The following is a 20,829-nucleotide window of genomic DNA, read 5'->3' on the forward strand; positions in this document are numbered from 1 at the left end:
AAATCGCCGACAGAAGTCGGCGATTTTTTTATCCAAGTTGCTTACGTGCATTGCGGAAAATTCGCATCCAAGGACTATCTTCGCCCCAATTATCAGGATGCCATGAATTGGTTACAGTCCTAAAAACTCGCTCTGGATGTGGCATCATTATAGTGGATCGACCATCACTTGACGTTACAGCTGTAATACCATTTGGTGATCCATTCGGATTTGCTGGGTACTGCTCTGTCGCTTTTCCAAAATGGTCAATATACCTGACTGCCACTAAACCTGAAGCCTCTAAACGAGTTAAATGATCTAAATCTCTAGTTTCAACTTGACCTTCACCATGAGAAACCGCAATAGGCATATGCGAACCAGCCATATCAGTAAAGAGTAATGAAGGACTTGATTGGATTTTGACCAAACTAAAGCGTGCCTCAAAGCGTTCCGATACGTTTCGTACAAAACGAGGCCATAACTCAGCACCTGGTATTAGATCTTTGAGATTTGACATCATTTGGCAGCCATTACATACACCTAATGACAAAGTATCATTACGATGGAAGAATTGCTCAAACTCATGGCGAACTTGTTCATTAAATAAAATAGACTTAGCCCATCCTTCGCCTGCACCTAATACATCTCCGTAAGAGAAACCACCACAAGCAACGATGGTATTAAATTGATTCAATGTCACTTGCCCAGATAATAAATCCGTCATATGGACATCAATTGATTCAAATCCAGCTCGAGCAAATGCAGCAGCCATTTCAACATGCGAGTTGACTCCCTGTTCGCGTAAAATTGCAACTTTAGGCTTCACACCTTTGGCTATATAAGGTGCAGCAATATCTTGTTCTGAATCAAAAGTAAGGTGAACATTTAATCCCGGATCGTCATCATTTTGTTTGGCTTGATGCTCCTGATCAGCACATGCTGGATTATCTCGCAAACGCTGCATTTGCCAAGTGGTTTCTGCCCACCAAGTTCTCATGGTTAATCGAGATTCGCTATATACCACAGCACTGTTATTACGCACAATAAATTGCTGTCCGGCCTTAGCTGAGCCTAATTTATAAATCGCATGGGACAGTCCAAAATGCTTAAAGCATGTCATGACTTCGTCTAAATCACTACCACGAATTTGAATAACTGCCCCTAGCTCCTCATTAAATAACGAGGCAATCACATCACTACCGAGAGAATGAATATCAACATCAATACCGCAATGCCCTGCAAATGCCATTTCAGCCAAAGTAACCAATAACCCACCATCTGAGCGATCATGATAAGCCAATAGATTATTTTGAGCGACTAGCGTTTGTATAGCTTGATAAAAATCAGCTAATTCTTTAGCGTCATGAACATCAGCAGTTCTTTGTCCAAGATGGCGATAAACCTGCGCCAATGCCGTTGCACCTAATGCATGGTAACCTTTAGAGAGATCAACAAACAACAATAGATTATCCTGATCGGTGCGAAGTTGTGGCGTAACTGTTTTACGGACATCTTCAACTCGAGCAAATGCCGAAATCACTAATGATAAAGGTGAAGTTACCGTTTTTTGTTCACCATTTTGTTGCCATGTCGTTTTCATTGACATGGAATCTTTACCGACTGGAATAGCCAGACCCAATGTTGGGCATAGTTCTTCACCAATAGCTTTAACTGCTTGATAAAGACCAGCATCCTCACCCGGATGACCTGCGGCTGCCATCCAGTTAGCCGAAAGCTTAATTCGCTTCATGTCGCCAATGTTTGTCGCCGCAATGTTGGTAATTGCTTCACCAACAGCTAATCGTGCTGATGCAGCATAGTTAAGCAAAGCAACAGGGGCGCGTTCACCCATTGACATAGCTTCACCATAATAACTATCTAAACTTGCTGTTGTCACTGCACAATCGGCAACAGGTACTTGCCAAGGTCCAACCATCTGATCACGAGCAACCATGCCAGTTACCGAACGGTCACCAATAGTAATTAAAAAGGTTTTTTCGGCTACAACCGGCAAATGCAGAACTCGTTTCACTGCATCATATAAATTGATATCAGATGTAGAAAAATGGTCACCTTCGGCTTGGCTTGACTTTACATCACGTAACATTTTAGGGGTTTTACCAAGTAAAACATCTAAAGGTAAATCTATCGGATTATTATTAAAATGCTCATCATGTAAAACTACTGCTTTATTTATTGTAGCTTCCCCGATAACCGCATAGGGTGCGCGTTCTCGTTTACAAAGTTCATCAAATAGCTCAAGGCTTTCCGGATGAATAGCCAGTACATAACGCTCTTGTGATTCATTACACCAAATTTCTAAAGGCGACATCCCCGGCTCATCACTTAATATTTTGCGCAATTCAAACTGACCACCACAGCCACCATCACTAACAAGTTCAGGCATAGCATTAGACAAGCCTCCCGCGCCTACATCATGGATAAATAAAATAGGATTTTTATCGCCAAGTTGCCAGCAACGGTCGATGACCTCTTGGCAACGACGTTCCATTTCAGGATTATCACGTTGAACCGAAGCAAAATCGAGATCCGCATCCGATTGCCCAGAAGTCATTGAGGACGCAGCACCACCACCTAAACCAATATTCATAGCTGGTCCGCCTAAAACAATTAGTTTGGAACCAATAGGAAATTCACCTTTCTGGATATGTTCTCGACGGATATTTCCCATACCACCAGCTAACATAATTGGTTTATGATAACCTCTGACCTCTTCGCCATTAAAGCTGTTTACTTTTTCTTCATAAGTACGAAAATAACCTAACAATGCTGGACGACCAAATTCATTATTAAATGCAGCGCCACCTAAAGGTCCATCCATCATAATATCGAAGGCGCTCACTATTCGATCCGGTTTACCAAAATCTTGTTCCCACGGTTGCTCAAAATTAGGAATTCGTAAATTTGAAACGGAAAAACCAACTAAACCAGCTTTGGGTTTAGCGCCTTTTCCAGTCGCACCTTCATCCCGAATCTCACCACCACTACCAGTTGCTGCTCCTGGCCAAGGAGATATCGCAGTTGGATGATTATGCGTTTCAACCTTCATGAGAATATCTGCATATTCCTGATGAAAATCGTAAGTTCGATTTTCATAATCAGCAAAAAAACGCCCCACTTTTGAGCCATCCATTACCGCAGCATTATCTTTATAAGCGGATGACACATAATCTGGCGTATTTTCAAAGGTGTTTTTTATCATTTTAAACAATGATTTTGGTTGTTTTATACCATCAATCACCCAATCAGCATTGAATATCTTATGGCGACAATGTTCAGAATTCGCTTGACCGAACATATAAAGTTCAATATCTGTAGGATTACGGTTTAATTTTTGGAAACTTTCAACTAAATAGTCAATTTCATCCGGCGCTAAAGCTAAACCTAATTTTACATTAGCCTCTTCTAAAGCATTGCGCCCTTTTCCTAATAAATCAACAATGGTTACTGGTTTGGGCTGTTCAGTCTTAAATAATTGCTGAGCTTGCTCAAAGCTACTTAATACCGTTTCCATCATTCGGTCATGAATTAATGAAAGAAAAGTATTTTGTTGTATTGCCGTTAAGGATGAACTAACTTGTACATAATAAGCAATTCCACGCTCTATTCGATGGATTTGTGATAGTCCACAATTATGTGCTATATCGGTGGCTTTAGATGACCATGGTGAGATAGTGCCTTCGCGTGGGGTAACTAAAAAGAGTATTTTATTTGCTGGATTTTCTATCTTTATCTGCGCACTTTTAGGACCATATTGTAACAGCTTATCCAAGGTTAAACTCTGTTCGGAAGTCAGTTCATCAATCAGATCGATAAAGTGAATATATTGAGCTTCGATATTGACAATGGGGATAGATCGTTCACGACATGAGGATAGAATTTTATTAATACGAAATGTCGATAGAGCAGAAGAACCAGCTAAAATTTTCATGCTAAGTACTCTTTTTAAGCAAAAAAAGGAAAAAAATAGAACAACATTATAAAAGAAAGTAGCTAAAGAGGCTATCTTAAAAATCATTATATGATTTAATAAAAAAGTTGAGGAACGGGGTTTTTGAAAGCTTATTGACTAATCTTTAATGTCATCAACAATGATATGCTAAATAAAAAAATAGTTGATTTATTGAATAATTATTGATTTACTGCAACTCACAAAAATATATATGTATTATCAACTTTTAAAAATATTGAAGTAGTAAGTATTTTTTAGTATAAGGAAAGTGGAGTGGAATTCATTTTTTATTTCCTCATTATTGCGCTGTTTATTGCGGTATTTGTCAATTTTGCTAATTTGAAGGAACAAATTACGGTCTTACAGACCCAGATAACAGAATTACATAAAAATCTTTTATCTCTTACACAGCAACTTTATCAATCAGATAAAACATATGTAGAAGAAGAAAGCAATACAACAAAAGTAACTGAAGAATTAGTAACAGATAATCCTCATGAAATTAAGGACGAAGCTATCCAAACAGAGATTGAACAAAAAACTGACATGGTTCAATCAACACAAAACATACCTAATGAAGAAATAACAGAAAACAATGTAGAACCATTAACTTCAGAAATAATACAGCCATTAAAGCCTTTTCTTCACCAAAAAGAGACATTCTCAAGTTTGGTGCTTAATGAGAAAAATGAACTCGTTTTAGTTGATACTACGCTGCAATCAGATTCAACAACAGCCGATGAAAATGCCTTGTGTGTTGAACATGATCAGCCAGAAGTCAAAACACAACCAATCACAGAACAATATCAACAAATTGATAACCAACTAGAGATTTCACAACCTAAATACGATCCTTTTGAATCATACCATAAACGTTCTCGTAATAATGAACCAAGCATTGGTTATGCATTGTTTAATTGGTTAATTAGAGTCAATATTATCACTAAAATTGCTATTATAATTCTATTTTTGGGACTGTCTTATCTATTCAAATACGGCATTGAACATCATCATCATTATCTTAAACCTGAAATTAGAGTTTTAGGCTCACTGATTTTAGGTATTGGTTTATTGGCTATCGGCTGGAAATTGCGCCTTAAACGCCAGATTTACGCGCTTATTTTACAAGGTGGGGCTATTGCAATTTTATATCTGACTATTTTTGCTGCCTTCAAGTTATATGACTTAGTCCCTGCTTTAATCACCTTTGCCGTTTTAGTTGTGATTTGTTCTACCAGCATTATATTTGCCATCTTGCAAAGAGCAATGAGCTTGGCAATCATTGCCTGTGTTGGTGGTTACCTAACACCAATTTTACTATCCGATGGTTCCGGTAATCATATTGCGTTATTTAGTTATTATTTAATGATTTCAACAGCAATTTTGGTAATCAGTATTACGCAATCTTGGAGAATTCTTAATCTATTGGGATTTATATTTACTTTTGTTGTATCGCTAGTTTGGGGAATAAAAAGTTTTACGCCAGAATTCTATACTGAATGCCAAATCTTCATTCTTATCAATTTAGTAATTTACGGTGTTTTAGCGGTATTGTTATCAATCCGAAGCATCAATAATCAAGAAAAAAACCAGAATACTATTGATTTGCTATTACTGTTTGGTGCTCCCTTATGCGGATTCGGATTGCAATATGCTATTACCCAACAATGGGAATTTGGCCCAGCATTTTCATCGCTTGGTTTTGGATTATTCTATCTTGTCGGTGCCTATATTATTCTCCATTTATGGAAATCATTAGCTAAAACAATATCGTTATATTGGCTGGCTATTGGTGTTTCATTTATTACATTATCAATTCCGCTTGCTCTTAGCGCCAATTGGACAGCTTCATTGTGGATGTTTGAAGGAACGGCTATTACATGGATTATGTTCTCACAAAAACACTACCGTAATGCTTTATTTGGTACATTAATCATGTTGTTAGGTATTATTTCTTCACTAATATCTTTGGAGCACAATCAATTAACGCCAATCCTGTACTCTTCACTTTTAGGAACTACTAGTATTACTTTATTTGTTAATGCTTGTTTATGGCACCACTATGGACAAAAAAATGACATCACAAGATTAATCAAATTATCTTGCGTATCTATGTCTGTTGTTATATGGATATTTTGGATTTTATTAAGTATTCCGTTATTCTTAAATCAAATCAGTTTAGAAACATCATTAATTGTATTATGTTTTACTGTTTCGTTTTGGTTATGGTACTTCATTGGTAAAAAGATTAATTGGAATATTATTTGCCATGGAATGATATTACTTTGGGTTGTGTTAGCAACATGTTTGCTAAGAAGTGAAGCTCTCTCATGTTATTATTTATCTAACTATGTCTATTTCAGTTTAGCTTGGATTATAGCCTTCATCAGTGGTTATGCTTATCTATATAAATTACAGACAAACCAAATAAATTGTAACACTGACATAAAGCATCTATTTATTTTATTACATATTTGTTTATTTTGGCTAATATTGCTTTGGCTGGCCCGCGAAATACTACATATATTTAATGAATTGCCTTGGGGGTATGAGGTAATAAAATGGAGTCTTTGGGCTACTATTGCAAGTGGAATCACTTTGCTATTTTATATTCTTATTAAACGCCAATATATTACTTCATTTTCATTAATAAAAAGTTATTGGTTAGTCGGTTTGCTACCACTTGTCGGTTACATGGTATACTATTTGATTATGGGTATTGGTATGAATGGGCAAATTATCTATTGGCCTTATATCCCAATTATTAACCCGCTTGAAGAAAGTGCAATTTTTAGTTTAATCATGCTCTGCGTATGGTTAAAACTGTCTATGGGTTATTTGCAAATTGAAAATAAAACAACCAATTTTACTAACTTTAAAATACCGCTACCTAATTTGATTGTAGTCTTGTTAATGACATTAACATTCCTTTGGTTTAACAGTATTGTTTTACGTTGCCTGAGTCAAGCATTTGATATCACCTGGAGTTCATATATCTTATGGCACAATAATATTGTTCAAATGACCGCATCACTCCTTTGGATGTTAACCGCCGTCATTTTGATTATGATTGGACACAGAGCTTCACTCCGAAAAATATGGTTTACTGGCCAATTAATTCAAATCATTGTTGTTATTAAGCTGATTTTTGTCGATATTCGAGAAATAGATGGTTTATTGAGAGCTTTTGCGTTTATTGGTGTAGCGTTGTTAATGTTATTAATTGGTTATTTAGCACCTTTACCGCCAAAACAGAATGATGAAAGCTTGGTCGAAAATGAATAACAATCAATATAAAAAACAATTTAAAATATTAAGCGAATATTTCGCAAATTCAGGAAGAACAGAATTAGATTATTTACAACAGAAATAAGTACGAATTGCTGAATAGTATTTCAACTAATGGATAAAAAGTTATGAAAAAAATCTTATTAAGCTCGCTTTTGCTAATAAGTGGATTAAGTCATGCAGCTGATCAAACAAATCAATATGCCTATGGCGCTATGATAGAACTTAATGACAGTGGCAGTATGTATAACCGAATTGAGCTAACCCGTGATATATATACTCAAGCATTATCTAGCACATTAGATGATGTTCGAGTTTTCAATCAAAAAGGCCAACCAGTCCCATTTGCATTAGTCAATGTATATCAGGAAAATGAGGAAAATAAAACTTTTCCAGTTACCGTTTATACGTTAAACAACAATCTTCAAACGGAAGAAAATGATAATGAAGATGGGCAAGAAGAAAAAAATCAATCTCTAGTTGGTCAATACAATATCAATATTAATAATAAGAATGTAAAAATTAATTTTGATAGCACCAATAAATCAGATGGGTATCAGGCAACATACTTGTTGGAAATTCCTAATGAGATTAAACTTGGCCAACCATTTAGTCGTTTATCTATCGATTTCGATAAAACACAAAATTGGAGGGCAACTGCAAACCTTCTTTATAGTAGCGATTTAAAAAGATGGCAAACTGCGATTGATAATGTTCCAATAATGTCTTTGACGGATAATAACAATAATCAATCATTAAATGTTAATACTATTGATTTACCTTCGGGTATGAATTTCAAATCTACCTATTGGATTTTACAATTAAAATCAGACAAGCAAATAGTGCCGAATATTAGAGGCGTAGAATTCACATCGAGAAAAGCAACACCAATAAGAGCACTTTATCCGATCAAATTAAATTTAATTTCAGCTGATGAACAAGAGGCAATTTATGAATTACCTACATCACTACCGATTAAAGAGCTTACTGTTAAACTTCCAAATGAGCGTACAATCTTACCTGCTAGTATCTTTTATAAAACCCATGATAATGATAAAACATGGCACAAACTTGATGATTTTATTTTTCGAAGCATAAGTGACGCCAATCAAAGCCAAACAATCAATATTAATAATTCAACTTTAAATATTAAACAATTAAAAATTAAAGCAATTAATGCGTCTTTAGATCAAGCACCCTATGTTACTGCTCATTTATACCGGATGAGTATTATCTTTAACAGTGCTAATAATGGACCTTTTATTCTCGCTTGGGGGGCGGCAAATGCTAAACCGGCATCTTTAAGTGAAAAAGCTTTACTGTCTGATACAATATCTGCACAAGATGTGCCTATGGCCCATTTAGGCGATAAAATAAAACTAGGCAACAAAAATGTATTATCTCAAACCGATGATAATTCAAGCAAATCATCTTATTTATCTAAATGGTTAATTTGGATCATTTTAATAGCAGGTGCAGTATTTTTAATGCTTTTAGCTATAAAATTACTAAAAGAAGTAAAAAAGGTAGAATAACATCGCACCAGAGATGACAATAAAAACGCCAACTAAAGTTGGCGTTTTTATTCTATGATTAAGCTTCTCTATGATTAAGCTTCGTTCCAGCTATCTCTTAAACCTACGGTTCGATTAAAGACTAATTTATCTTCTGTCGCATACTTACTATCAAGACAGAAATAACCTTCACGTTCAAATTGATAAGCTTGTTCGGCTTTGGCTTTTTGCAAACTAGGCTCAACAAATCCTTGTTTAATAATTAAAGAATTTGGATTGATAGTTGATAAGAAATCCTCAGCGCTACCAGGATTTGGGGTACTAAATAAACGATCATAAAGACGAATTTCAGCAGGTTTACCATACTTGGCAGATACCCAATGAATGACACCTTTAACTTTACGTCCATCTTCAGGATTTTTATTTAATGTTGCCGGATCGTAACTACAATAAATAGTTTGTATATTACCTTCTGCGTCCTTTTCAACACGATCAGCGCGTATCACATAAGCATTACGCAGACGGACTTCTTTCCCTAATACTAAACGCTTATAATTTTTATTAGCTTCTTCTCTGAAATCAGCTCGATCAATATAAATCTCGCGTGTAAATGTTACTTCGCGATGACCGAGTTCTGGCCTGTTAGGATGATTTGGCATACTTAAGACTTCATCAAGTGTTTCTGAAAAGTTTTCAATTACCACTTTAACCGGATCAAGTACCGCCATTGCTCGTGGTGCATTTTCGTTGAGATCTTCTCGAATACAGAATTCAAGTGTACTCATTTCAACGGTATTTTCTTGTTTAGTTACCCCGATTCGACGACAAAATTCACGAATTGAAGCTGGAGTATAACCTCGACGGCGTAAACCTGAAACGGTTGGCATACGAGGATCATTCCAACCATCAACAATTTCTTCGGCAACCAATTGTGTTAATTTACGTTTTGAGGTAATTGCATACTCTAGATTTAATCTAGAAAACTCATACTGATGAGGACGAGCTTCAATAGTAATATTATCTAAAACCCAGTCATATAAACGACGGTTATCTTGGAACTCAAGCGTACAAAGTGAATGGGTTATATTTTCAATAGCATCCGAAATACAGTGAGTAAAATCATACATCGGATAGATACACCATTTATTACCAGTTTGGTGATGCTCGGCAAATTTAATACGGTATAAAACTGGATCACGCATAACAATAAAAGGTGAAGCCATGTCGATTTTCGCTCTTAAGCAAGCTTTACCTTCAGCAAATTTACCCTCTTTCATTTGGATAAATAATGCTAAATTTTCCTCTATACTTCGATCACGATAAGGGCTATTTTTACCTGGTTGTGTTAAGGTGCCTCGATACTCTCGAATTTCTTCAGGAGATAGTTCATCTACATAAGCTAATCCTTTATTGATAAGTTCTATGGCATATTCATATAAACGGTCAAAATAGTCAGATGAATAGCAAATCTCACCATCCCATTCGAATCCTAACCAGCGGACATCTTCTTTAATTGATTCAACATATTCAATATCTTCTTTGGCTGGATTGGTATCATCAAACCGTAAATTACATTTACCGTGATAATCTTGGGCAATACCGAAGTTTAAACAGATAGATTTTGCATGACCAATATGTAAATAGCCATTAGGTTCTGGCGGAAAACGAGTATGCGTTGTTTTATATTTTCCCGCAGCAAGATCCGCATCAATAATTTGACGAATAAAGTTATTTGGACGAGTTTCGTTCTCTGTCGGTAAATCACCGCTCATAAAAAACCTCTGATTATATATGTTTACTCATAACCAATTTAGAAATGAGATTTATCACTTTTATCACTTCGACCGACGAATATAGCAAATTTTTTGTCTTTTCGAAACGTTAAAACAAGAGATTTCAGTTACCTGAAAAAAATAATTACCCTCAAACGGATAACACTCCTAAATAATTTTAACAATTATTTTAATTTTAACTTCAGTTATTCCTCACCTGATTTTATCGAAACGACAAATCGTGCACCACCTAGTGGGCTAGTAACCACGAATGCTTTACCGTCATGAAATTCTGCCATTAATTTTACATAAGCTAAGCCTAACCCATATCCACCAGTTGATCGTGTACGACTGGTGTCAAGGCGAGCAAAAGGCATAAAAATTTTTTCTCGAGAATCGAAAGGAATGCCTACACCATCATCATCAATTTCCAAAATAACTCGGTTATCTTGTTTGGTTATATTTAATACTGCTTTATGGGCTGCATATTTAAACGCATTAAGTAGCAGATTTTTGACAATAGTTTCTGCCAAATTGATATCAATTTTAGCTTTAGCATCTTGGCTATGGCAAATGAGCTCAAAGCCCTTAGGTTTAAATAGTGCTAATGACTGACAAACTTTTTCACCCCATTGTTTTAACGATACAGTAGTAAAGTTTAATTCAATATTACTTTGCTGCATTTTAAAATAATTCAAACTAGCATTAATGAGGGTTTCAAGTTCATCTATATCATCACTCATTCCTTTTTGTAAATCAGATCTTTCTACTTCGTCTGTAGATTCTTCAAGCATACTTAACTCAAATCGCATTCGTGCAAGAGGGGTTCGTAGTTCATGTGCCATCGCATGTGAAATTGTTTGGTTAGTGCTGACAAGATGCTCAATGTGAGTCCCCATATTATTTAAAACATTGGCTAATGGTTTGAATAACCAACCTTTCACATTTTCCGTTCGAGCCTTCAAATTGCCCTGTCCAAGTTGTTCTGCGGTTTGACGTATGTTGACCAGATCTTTCCATACAGCACTAAACGCGAAATAGATTAATATAAAAAAGATTATGGCACTAAATAATGCCCAAATAATAAGGAAAACGCTCAACGACATGGTATTTGATTCTAATATATCTCGCATTAAAATCGGCCCCAATTGTAATAAATGACCATCATTGAGATTGATATAGACAACTTCGTCATCACCATCATAAGCAAAATCAAGTTTTTCAATTTCTTTTTTGACAGAATGAGATAATTCTGTATTTGCAGGTAATACTTTGATTGGATAACCAAAATATGGTTGTAACTCGTCAACTACTGCTTGCAGTGGACGCTGTTTATTTTCATCAATGTGTTTGCGAATTAAGTTGACTGTTCCTCGTTGTGATTCACGAAAAACGATATGATCATCTGGCATATCAGTTAATGATGAAGGTAGTGAATCAAACACTAATAATGCACCATAGGCGATAATACATTGCAATGAAAGTAAAATAACTAGATAAAAGACGATGCGGCGGTTAAAAAATAGCGGTTTAGCTAATAACTGTCTCAATGGTTTTCCCCTTCGCGCATGAATAAATACCCCTTTCCTCGAACCGTTTTAATTCTTGAAGGATTATCAGGATCATCAAGGAGTTTACGTCTTAACCGAGAAATTCGGGCATCAATTGAACGATCGCTACCGTCAAAATCAATCCCTCTAACTTGGGAAAATATATCGTCTCGAGATAGAATCTTACCTGCGTTATTAGCTAACAACCAGAGTAAGTCAAATTCGGCAGTCGTTAAATCTATTTCATGCCCGTCTAATAAAACTTTACGATTTTCACCATCAATCACTAAATTTTCAAAGGCTAAAGTATTATTGTTAAATAAAGCAATTTGCTCTTTTAGGCCTTCTTTGTCTGTTTCATTTTGCTTTCGGCGTAGCAATGCTCGAATCCGAGCTAGTAATAATCGTGGTTCAACCGGTTTAGCTAAATAATCATCAGCACCTAACTCTAATCCCACGATTTCATCAATATTATCTTCGCTAGCCGTCATTATAAGAATATAGTTACTGAACCATGAACGTATATCTCGACAGATATCAAATCCAGTTTTTTCAGGTAACATTACATCTAAAATAACCAAATCAGGGTTGATTTGTTGTATTTTTTCTTCTGCTCCTTCACCACTATTATGCCAATCTACCCTATATCCTTGACGGATTAGGTAGACTTGTATTAAATTGGCTAATCTTTCATCATCTTCGATAATTAATATGCGTTCACTCATTTCTGATTCTCTTTACCGTAAAGTGGACTTCGAGATGCTTCATTATACAGGCAAATAGAGCCTCGTTACAAAATATATACAAAGAGCCAACAAAGTTAGCTACCATTTTGTGAGAAAATTGTCGCCAATATCTATAACTAGCAATTTTTACTTGGAATATGAATACTTTTTCATCAATTACTAATCATCTTTTTCAACCATCTTACACTCGCTATCACAACCCTATTATTTTGTGTGATTTTGATGGAACAATTAGTGTTAAAGATGTAACTGATACTTTACTTAGTCAGTTCGGCCAAGATGGCTGTGATGAGCTCGAAGAGTTGTGGGTTAGTGGTAAAATTGGTTCTCAAGAGTGTATGAGTAAACAGATTGCCTTAATGGACGCAAGCTTAGAAGAGCTTAATCAAGCATTGGCAAAAATTGAAATTGATTCTAGCTTTAAATCATTCATTAAGTATACCGAAAAAAAACATATACCAGTTCATGTAGTTAGTGATGGTTTAGATTATGCTATCCAATTTGTATTAAAGCGTCATGGTATTAAACATTTACCTATTTATGCTAATAAACTATTGCATGATAATCACAGAAGTTGGCGCCTTGAGTTTCCTTACGCTAATAAGGATTGTATAAAACAAAGTGGTAATTGCAAATGCAATCATGTAAAACAACAGCAACATTTTCCTCAAATATTGTATGTTGGTGATGGTACTTCTGATTTTTGCGTTTCACATCATGTCGATCTGGTTTTTGCTAAAGATAAGCTGATCAATTACTGTGAAAAAAATAACATTAAGCACACTGCTATTGTTAATTTTGCTGATGTAACAGAGGCTTTAAAACAAGCAGAGCAATCACTAATTCCAGTCATGATGGTGAAATAAAGGAACAATAATGAGTACAATTGAAGATTTATCTTATTTTTTACCAGGAAATAAAAATGGAGTGCTATTAATTCATGGTTTAACTGGCACACCAAATGAAATGCGTATTTTAGCCAATGGTTTACATAAAGCAGGATTTACTGTTTATGCAATACAATTGGCAGGTCACTGTGGTACTGAAGCAGATCTCTGTAAAACAACTTGGCAAGATTGGTATAAAAGCGTTCAAGATGGTGCTGATTATTTAGCTAAACATGTAGACAACCTTTTTGTCGCAGGTTTATCAATGGGTGCCCTTTTGGCGTTGAAACTTGCTGCAGATCGTCCAAATCAAGTCAAAGGTGTTGGTGTTCTAGCACCTACATTTTATTATGATGGTTGGAGTATGCCATTTTGGGCTAAAAAGTTTTTCTTTTTATTGGTCTATTTTAAAAAACTTGGCATTTTTCAAAAAGTCTCTTTTATTGAAAAACCGCCTTATGGCCTTAAAGATGAGCGTATCCGAGCGGTGGTATCAGAAAGCATGTTAAGTGGCGACGCAGCATCCGCTGGACTTGCTGGAAATCCATTTCCTGCATTAGCAGAAATGCAATTATTGGCAAAACATGTTCGTCAAGAATTACCAAAAGTTACGTCACCTTGTTTAATTATGCATTCAGGTAATGACGATATTGCCAATATTGAAACTAATGCAAAATTAGTCGAGAAGCATGTTTCTGGTCCAAAACGATTAGTTGTATTAAATGATAGTTATCATTTAATTACTATTGATAGCCAACGCCGTGAAGTAATTAAAGAGTGCGCTTCATTTTTTAATAATCTGGCAGAAGGAACTTAAGCATAATGTCATCCTTAGTTATTTTTCTTTGGGTTAGTAATATTTGTTTTGATACCTTAGGACAAGTTGCTTTTAAATATGCTGCAATATCACCTACCAATAGAGATGGATGGTACTATTGGTTAGATCTCGCCAAAAATCATTGGATTTGGATAGGAATATCATCTTACATTGCCGAATTTTTACTATGGTTAGCTTTTTTAACTTTAGTTCCACTTTCCCAAGGTGTATTGCTCGCCTCATTTAATATCATTACTATCATGTTAGTGGGCCGAATTCTATTTAAAGAATTACTGACGGTTTATCGTGTTATTGGCATGTCTTTAATTACTGCTGGTGTGATCTTTGTGGGGTTATCTTAATATGGCTAAGTTCTATTTAATTGGTTTTACCGTATTATTAATGTTTGATACGATTGCACAATGTAGCTTTAAATTGGCTGCCGAACATGCCCAGCCACTTTCGATGAGTATTGAATGGATAGTTAGGGTATTTTCCGGTCATTGGATCTATGTATCAATAGCTGGCTACATTTTTACCTTCTTTACATGGATGACTCTATTAAAAAAAGCACCTGTAGGACCTGCTTTCGCAGCTTCACATTTTGAAGTTGTTACCGTGATGATTGCTTCAGTTTGGCTATTTAATGAACCTATCACTTTATTTAAGTTAATTGGAGCGATATTGGTTGTTTCAGGGATTTTGTTTTTAGCAATAGCAGAAAGTAAACTTGCGAAGAAAGATACTCATCATCGTCCTAAATAACGTCAAGATAAGGATTAAAAACCTGGCAAACTATATCAGTTCTTGAATGCTAGGTTTTTAAAGCTCTTAATAATGTTAAATTAAGTTGATGTTGTTCTTGTTGCCAATCATTTAACTTTTCTAATGATATTTCAGGCTGTTTGTCCAGTGAACTTAGTAATCTCTTAAACCAATTTTTAGGCTGCCATATTGATAATTCGCCCGTGATATCACTACCGATAATCCGAGGCTTAATAGATGTAATAGTGTCTAATAGATGATAGGTTTGTAGTTTTCCTTGGTCCCAATTGGTATGAATAACTTCTTCACTTAAGGCATCTTTATCTATCGATAAATATATCGGTTTAGTATTACGGTATTGTTCGGATAGAAACTGAGTAATAAGATCATCCGGTGAATCAAAATAGCGAAAAGCATGACTTAAACCAATTTTCTTAGCCCAGGAGACATTAACATCCAAGCTCCAATAAGTCAGTTTTTTATGAAACAGTGGTGACCATCTATTTTCCCAAAAATGCCATAAGCCTATATCATGTGATGTAATTCCTAATACATGTACATGGCTAACAAAAGGTAAACTAGCTACATAGCTAACCCAAGATCCACAGTGTATACCAAACAGATAACGCATGTTATCTGGGTGGTTATCGAAAATAACTACTTCAATGGGATTTTCTTCTGTATATTGCTTAGCTAGCTGCTCAATAAGTAATAACGAAATATGGTGGTAATCACCGCTACCCATTAATACCGTACCATAGCTTTCTGGTAATGATTGTTGTAATACCTTTTTAAATTTTTGGAATTTTTTTGTACTACAACCAAAGCGAATGACATCTTGCCACTGAGTAAAATCAATCGTTTTAGCATTATCAATTTCACCTACACTTTGATCAAAGTTAAGGATAACTAGCGATGTCATGCTACTTTCTCCTTATCAGTTTCGAAATGGCCAATTAATCTACGCAAAACTGCCCTTAATAAAGGATTTCGTATATAAACTAAGTGTTTAGTTAAGGTAAAACTAGCACCTAAAGAAGCTTTAACTTCTGGATCAGTCCAACCTGCAACATAATTACTAAGTTTTTGTTGTAATGCATATTCAAGATTAACAAACCAACTAACAAAATAGAGGTTTAATTCTCTTGCTTGAGGATAAACCATTCCTATGTATTTATCGATTAAAACATTGTTCACTACAAAACAGATGTTATAACCAATTAATTGTCCATTATGATGATAAGTAAAAATACGTCCATTTGAGGATTTGCTTTGCAGTAATTGGGTGAAAAATGGCTTAGTTAATAAATCAAAATGTACTTCACTCTGCTCATATACATTCAGATAAAGTTGATAATATAGATCAAGAGTCGCCTCATCAAAAAAACAATCATCACCAGTTTGTAAGATGTTAATCTCCAATTTTTCACGGGACTTTAGTTTTCTTCTTAAATTTTTACGACGACTGTATGATAGTTTTGCAAAAAAATCATCGATCGACTCAAAATCAATTGGAACCCAAGCTAAAGCTTGTCCATCAACTTCAATAAAACCCCGTTCTTTTAAGGAACCAATGATCTGTTTAGAATATTGATTATCCTGCTTACTAAGCAGAGGTGAATCGGATGGTAAATCTTTAACAATAACAAATGGATATTTTTTTGTATAAGCTGCCTTAACATTGTCAGCTAATTGATGCGCATCGATTTTATTAGTCAATAAACTATATTCTGAAACGGTTGTACCCACAAAGCATGTTTTTGGTTGTAACCAATGCCGCCATTTTTTATAAAAAGGCAATTTATGAACTTTATGTTTAAAATCATCATCAGCAGTTATGAGCAAATCAAACTTAGCGGAAAAAGCAGGTATACCGTCTTCACTCATCCAGCTAGTAAACTCTCGCGGAGGATGAGAAAGAAAATTGTTGATTAATTCATTAGGTTCTAATTGATTGATATATCGCATAACTTTCTATAAATGATCTGAAATTCCCGCTAATTGATATTAGCGGGATTATTTTGATTTAAGACTTAAAGTTCTTTTTTAGCTCGAGTAATTAATTGATCGAGTAGTTCAATACCTTGATCAATCTCTTGACGAGTAATATGTAATGAAGGTGCAAAAGTGATAACATTTTTGTAATAACCACCAATATCAAGCACCAAGCCCATTTTGTTACCTTTCCAATCAAGATCACCTGACATACCAATATCTACCATTTTATCAACTAATGCTTTGTTAGCTGTAAATCCATCTTCGGTACAAATTTCAGCACGAAGTGCAAGACCTAGGCCATCAACTTCGCCTATTTCTTTATGTTTCTTCTCAAGTGTTTTTAATCCTTCAAGGAAATATGCACCGCTATCCATTACCATTTTTTCGTAATCTGTTTCAGAAGTCATTTTTAATACTTCTAGGCCAACTGCGGTACCTAAAGGATTTGAAGCAAACGTAGAGTGGGTTGAGCCAACTGGGAATACTTCTGGATTGATTAACTCTTCACGAGCCCATAAACCACCTAATGGATTTAAACCATTAGTTAATGCTTTCGCAAATACCACCACATCAGGTTTAACATCAAAATGTTCAATTGACCATAATTTGCCCGTACGATAAAAGCCCATTTGAATTTCATCAACAACTAATAAAATACCATATTGATCTAAAACTTTTTTCAGACCTTTAAAGTAATTACGAGGAGGAACAATATAACCACCCGTTGCTTGTAATGGTTCGGCATAAAATGCAGCATATTCTGCTTGTCCGACTTTTGGATCCCATACACCGTGATATTCAGTTTCAAATAAACGTGCAAACTCAGCAACTAAGTGTTCACCATATTCTTCTGCTGTCATTCCTTTTGGACGACGGAACGGATATGGGAATGGTACAAACATTGCACGATCACCAAAATGACCATAACGACGACGGTAACGGTAGCTCGAAGTAATTGAAGATGCACCCAAAGTACGACCATGGTAACCACCTTGAAATGCAAACATCAGAGATTTACCACCAGTAGCATTACGAACGACTTTTAATGAATCTTCAATACATTGTGAACCACCAACATTAAAATGAACTCGTCCTTGGTAACCAAATCGCTGTTCCATACCTTGAGCAATTGTTTTTGCTAATTCGATTTTAGTTGGATGTAAATACTGGCTAGCACATTGTGGTAAAGTATCGATTTGCTTTTTAAGTACGTTATTTAAACGCTCATTAGCATAACCAAAGTTACAAGCAGAGTACCACATTTGTAAATCAAGGAAGGCTTTACCTTCTTTATCATACATGTAACTACCTTCACAGCCATCAAAAATCTTTGGTGGTTCAACATAATGCACGGTATCACCAAATGAACAGTATTTTGCTTCATCCGCTAATAACGTTGCATCGTCGGGACGACTATTAATCATTTCTAAAGTTGGTTTACTCATAATTTATCTCACTAATCCATATTCAAATATGACAAAATGTGGCATTATTATCAGAGAAAATGGATTGTAACAATGTACATTTAATGTATAGATTTTGTGACAACAAGCCTTGAGTGACAAAATAACTACAATAATTGTCTTAAATCATATCAGTATGAGTGGTTATCAAAATGAAAAAATTAAGCTGCATAATCTCACTATTATCAATGTTTCCTTTAGGGTATACTCATATTGCGTCAGCAGATCCTACTTCATTAGGCGTCGGTTTGGGTTGGTCTAACTCACCATATAAAAATTATAGTTCAAGTTACTATCCGGTTCCTCATATTGATTATGATAATGGCTATTTTTTTATTGATGATCTATCAGCTGGTATTTACGCTTTTAACAACGATAATCAAAGTTTATCATTTGGCGTTCGTTATCTTGCTAATGAATTTAAACCTCATGATTCTGACAATCATAAGTTAAGACAACTTAATAGTCGTCATTCCACTGTGTTAGCTGAAATTGATTATGATATCACCACTAATTGGGGTATTTTTTCAAGTAGTATTGGCGCTGATATGCTCAATAATAGTAATGGAATCTTAATTAATGCCGACTATACTGTTCCTTATATACAAGGTAATTTAATTATTGCACCTACTATTGGTATAAACTGGGCTGATGGTAAACATAATGACTATTATTATGGTGTATCTCATAAAGAATCTTCACGTTCAGGATTACGCTATTTCAATGCAGATAGTTCTTTTACACCTTACTTTGAAATCGGTGCCCAATATTCTTTAACAGATAATATCGCTACTTTTGGCGGAATTCATATTGATAAACTGACTGGTGATGCAGCTGACAGCCCTATGGTTGATGATAGTACGATAACATCCATTTATATGGGCTTATCTTATAAATTTTAATACTTTTATTAAATCTTATTAATAATACTTTATTTTCTGTGAAAATCTTATTTTAATTATTTTAATTAAATAGTTTTCATGAATTAATTTTTGGAAAAATTACACTATGCTTTGGTTTAAAAACGCAATTATCTATCAACTTAATAATGATAATTTACTGGATAAACAGACTATTGAAAATGCACTCAAATCTGCTTTATTTTCTCCTTGTGGTAATTTAGATACCACCAAAATGGGTTGGGTATCCCCTTACGATGATAACAATTTGGATGATTTTATTATTGATATGCAAGGGCATTTATTATTAAAAATAAAGAAAGAAACTAAAATTTTACCTGCACCTGTCATCAAACAAGCCTTAAATGAGAAGATTGACAAGCAAGAGAAAGCATTAAGCCGTAAACTTAGTAAAAATGAAAAAGCAACATTAAAAGATGAAGTGATGATCGATTTAATGCCTAGAGCATTTAGCAAATATAACTATTATTGGTTATGGATCGACATTGAAAATAAAAGGATTATTATCGATTGCAGTAGTTTTAAACTTGCTGAAGATATTCTAGCGATTTTGCGGAAAGAACTTGGAGCATTAGCATTAACGCCTCTTTCCATCGAAAAACCGCTTGAAAAGATTATGACAACTTGGGTTAGAGAAAAACTTAGTTTTCCTCCTTTTATATTGGGTGATGAAGCAGAATTAAAAGATCCACTTGAGGGTAATGGGATTATCAGTTGTAAAAATCAAGATATTACAAGTGATGAAATGTTAGTTCATTTAGATTCTGGTAAATGGGTCACCAAACTTAAAATCATTGATGAGCGTGGAATCAATTTTATTATTAATCCTGACTTAACATTGAAAAGAATTAAATTTGATTCTGTTATTTTAGATGAAAATGAAAATATTGGATCTGATGAATTTGATAAACGTTTAGAAGCTGATTTCTATATTATGGCTAACACATTATCAAACTCAATTAACGATTTATATATTATTATAAATAAGATTGTTTAATTTTTTTACAATATATTATCAATTATTCTAGATCCGAATAATAATTGTGCTATAATACGTAATAAATTATGTGTAACATAATTGGTCGTTAAGTATAAAACACCGTAAAAATTAAGTAAAATTAAACAATAAAAGCAAATTAAACAACGTCTATTACAAC

15 protein-coding genes are annotated in these 20,829 nt (G+C 34.7%); 8 read left to right on the forward strand and 7 right to left on the reverse strand.

Going from position 1 to position 20,829, the window contains the following annotated elements:
• Positions 1-28: 28 nt before the first annotated feature.
• Complete coding sequence (gene purL, locus J3U09_RS07140; protein WP_267357650.1) at positions 29-3,931, reverse strand: phosphoribosylformylglycinamidine synthase; 3,903 nt, start codon at positions 3,929-3,931, stop codon at positions 29-31.
• 294 nt (positions 3,932-4,225) lie between these two features.
• Between purL and J3U09_RS07145 the strand changes: the two genes are divergently transcribed.
• A complete protein-coding gene (locus tag J3U09_RS07145) occupies positions 4,226-7,237 on the forward strand; it encodes a DUF2339 domain-containing protein (protein WP_267357652.1) in 3,012 nt (1,003 codons plus the stop codon).
• A 131-nt stretch (positions 7,238-7,368) separates the two neighbouring features.
• Positions 7,369-8,775: a DUF3999 family protein gene (locus J3U09_RS07150; protein ID WP_267357654.1), complete on the forward strand. Its 1,407-nt coding sequence runs from the start codon at positions 7,369-7,371 to the stop codon at positions 8,773-8,775.
• A 74-nt stretch (positions 8,776-8,849) separates the two neighbouring features.
• Here J3U09_RS07150 and glnS read toward each other — a convergent pair whose 3' ends face one another.
• The 3 genes from glnS to J3U09_RS07165 form a co-directional block, all read right to left on the reverse strand.
• The gene (glnS, locus tag J3U09_RS07155) at positions 8,850-10,526 is read right to left on the reverse strand and encodes a glutamine--tRNA ligase (protein WP_220225260.1); all 1,677 of its coding nucleotides are present in this window, start codon (positions 10,524-10,526) and stop codon (positions 8,850-8,852) included.
• A gap of 206 nt (positions 10,527-10,732) precedes the next feature.
• On the reverse strand, positions 10,733-12,076 hold the full coding sequence (locus J3U09_RS07160; RefSeq protein WP_220225261.1) for an ATP-binding protein: 1,344 nt from the start codon (positions 12,074-12,076) through the stop codon (positions 10,733-10,735).
• Positions 12,073-12,801 carry a winged helix-turn-helix domain-containing protein gene (locus tag J3U09_RS07165; protein WP_267357656.1) on the reverse strand — a complete coding sequence of 243 codons (729 nt, stop codon included), beginning with the start codon at positions 12,799-12,801 and terminating at the stop codon, positions 12,073-12,075. Before J3U09_RS07165 ends, J3U09_RS07160 begins: the two co-directional genes overlap by 4 nt.
• Positions 12,802-12,959: 158 nt before the next feature.
• On the opposite strand from J3U09_RS07165, the gene J3U09_RS07170 reads away from it, so the two are divergent.
• From J3U09_RS07170 to J3U09_RS07185, 4 genes are read left to right on the forward strand one after another with little or no spacing between them, the layout of a single operon-like run.
• A complete protein-coding gene (locus tag J3U09_RS07170) occupies positions 12,960-13,688 on the forward strand; it encodes an MtnX-like HAD-IB family phosphatase (RefSeq protein ID WP_267357657.1) in 729 nt (242 codons plus the stop codon).
• Between the two features lie 10 nt (positions 13,689-13,698).
• Positions 13,699-14,526, forward strand: a complete 828-nt coding sequence (locus tag J3U09_RS07175) for an alpha/beta hydrolase (RefSeq protein ID WP_065562878.1) — start codon at positions 13,699-13,701, stop codon at positions 14,524-14,526.
• 5 nt (positions 14,527-14,531) lie between these two features.
• Positions 14,532-14,888 carry an EamA family transporter gene (locus tag J3U09_RS07180; RefSeq protein WP_065562879.1) on the forward strand — a complete coding sequence of 119 codons (357 nt, stop codon included), beginning with the start codon at positions 14,532-14,534 and terminating at the stop codon, positions 14,886-14,888.
• 1 nt (position 14,889) lies between these two features.
• Positions 14,890-15,291, forward strand: a complete 402-nt coding sequence (locus tag J3U09_RS07185) for an EamA family transporter (RefSeq protein WP_267357659.1) — start codon at positions 14,890-14,892, stop codon at positions 15,289-15,291.
• 49 nt (positions 15,292-15,340) lie between these two features.
• Here the strand turns inward: J3U09_RS07185 and J3U09_RS07190 are convergent, their stop codons facing one another.
• The 3 genes from J3U09_RS07190 to J3U09_RS07200 all read right to left on the reverse strand — a co-directional run bounded on the left by J3U09_RS07190 (position 15,341) and on the right by J3U09_RS07200 (position 18,734).
• Entirely contained in the window at positions 15,341-16,213 is an 873-nt protein-coding gene (locus J3U09_RS07190) for an arginase family protein (RefSeq protein WP_267357660.1), read from the reverse strand.
• Entirely contained in the window at positions 16,210-17,259 is a 1,050-nt protein-coding gene (locus J3U09_RS07195) for a GNAT family N-acetyltransferase (protein WP_267332055.1), read from the reverse strand. The genes J3U09_RS07190 and J3U09_RS07195 overlap by 4 nt, the downstream gene beginning before the upstream one ends.
• Before the next feature lie 65 nt (positions 17,260-17,324).
• Positions 17,325-18,734, reverse strand: a complete 1,410-nt coding sequence (locus J3U09_RS07200; RefSeq protein WP_110422514.1) for an aspartate aminotransferase family protein — start codon at positions 18,732-18,734, stop codon at positions 17,325-17,327.
• A gap of 170 nt (positions 18,735-18,904) precedes the next feature.
• Here J3U09_RS07200 and J3U09_RS07205 point away from each other — a divergent pair, with 170 nt between their 5' ends.
• A complete protein-coding gene (locus J3U09_RS07205) occupies positions 18,905-19,654 on the forward strand; it encodes a MipA/OmpV family protein (protein ID WP_267357662.1) in 750 nt (249 codons plus the stop codon).
• Positions 19,655-19,760: 106 nt separating this feature from the next.
• Entirely contained in the window at positions 19,761-20,669 is a 909-nt protein-coding gene (locus J3U09_RS07210) for a recombination-associated protein RdgC (RefSeq protein WP_267357663.1), read from the forward strand.
• Positions 20,670-20,829 lie beyond the last annotated feature (160 nt).

It is taken from the genome of Gilliamella sp. B2889 (assembly GCF_026536885.1).
In the GTDB taxonomy this organism is placed as follows: domain Bacteria; phylum Pseudomonadota; class Gammaproteobacteria; order Enterobacterales; family Orbaceae; genus Gilliamella; species Gilliamella apicola_E.

What these genes read in the sequence shown, in the direction of transcription:
- J3U09_RS07170 (WP_267357657.1), top strand. Translation starts at nt 12,960, where the DNA reads ATGAATACTTTTTCATCAATTACTAATCATCTTTTTCAACCATCTTAC.
- J3U09_RS07150 (WP_267357654.1), top strand. Translation starts at nt 7,369, where the DNA reads ATGAAAAAAATCTTATTAAGCTCGCTTTTGCTAATAAGTGGATTAAGT.
- J3U09_RS07210 (WP_267357663.1), top strand. Translation starts at nt 19,761, where the DNA reads ATGCTTTGGTTTAAAAACGCAATTATCTATCAACTTAATAATGATAAT.
- J3U09_RS07200 (WP_110422514.1), bottom strand. Translation starts at nt 18,734, where the DNA reads ATGAGTAAACCAACTTTAGAAATGATTAATAGTCGTCCCGACGATGCA.
- J3U09_RS07190 (WP_267357660.1), bottom strand. Translation starts at nt 16,213, where the DNA reads ATGACATCGCTAGTTATCCTTAACTTTGATCAAAGTGTAGGTGAAATT.
- J3U09_RS07180 (WP_065562879.1), top strand. Translation starts at nt 14,532, where the DNA reads ATGTCATCCTTAGTTATTTTTCTTTGGGTTAGTAATATTTGTTTTGAT.
- J3U09_RS07185 (WP_267357659.1), top strand. Translation starts at nt 14,890, where the DNA reads ATGGCTAAGTTCTATTTAATTGGTTTTACCGTATTATTAATGTTTGAT.
- J3U09_RS07195 (WP_267332055.1), bottom strand. Translation starts at nt 17,259, where the DNA reads ATGCGATATATCAATCAATTAGAACCTAATGAATTAATCAACAATTTT.
- J3U09_RS07165 (WP_267357656.1), bottom strand. Translation starts at nt 12,801, where the DNA reads ATGAGTGAACGCATATTAATTATCGAAGATGATGAAAGATTAGCCAAT.
- J3U09_RS07205 (WP_267357662.1), top strand. Translation starts at nt 18,905, where the DNA reads ATGAAAAAATTAAGCTGCATAATCTCACTATTATCAATGTTTCCTTTA.
- purL (WP_267357650.1), bottom strand. Translation starts at nt 3,931, where the DNA reads ATGAAAATTTTAGCTGGTTCTTCTGCTCTATCGACATTTCGTATTAAT.
- J3U09_RS07175 (WP_065562878.1), top strand. Translation starts at nt 13,699, where the DNA reads ATGAGTACAATTGAAGATTTATCTTATTTTTTACCAGGAAATAAAAAT.
- glnS (WP_220225260.1), bottom strand. Translation starts at nt 10,526, where the DNA reads ATGAGCGGTGATTTACCGACAGAGAACGAAACTCGTCCAAATAACTTT.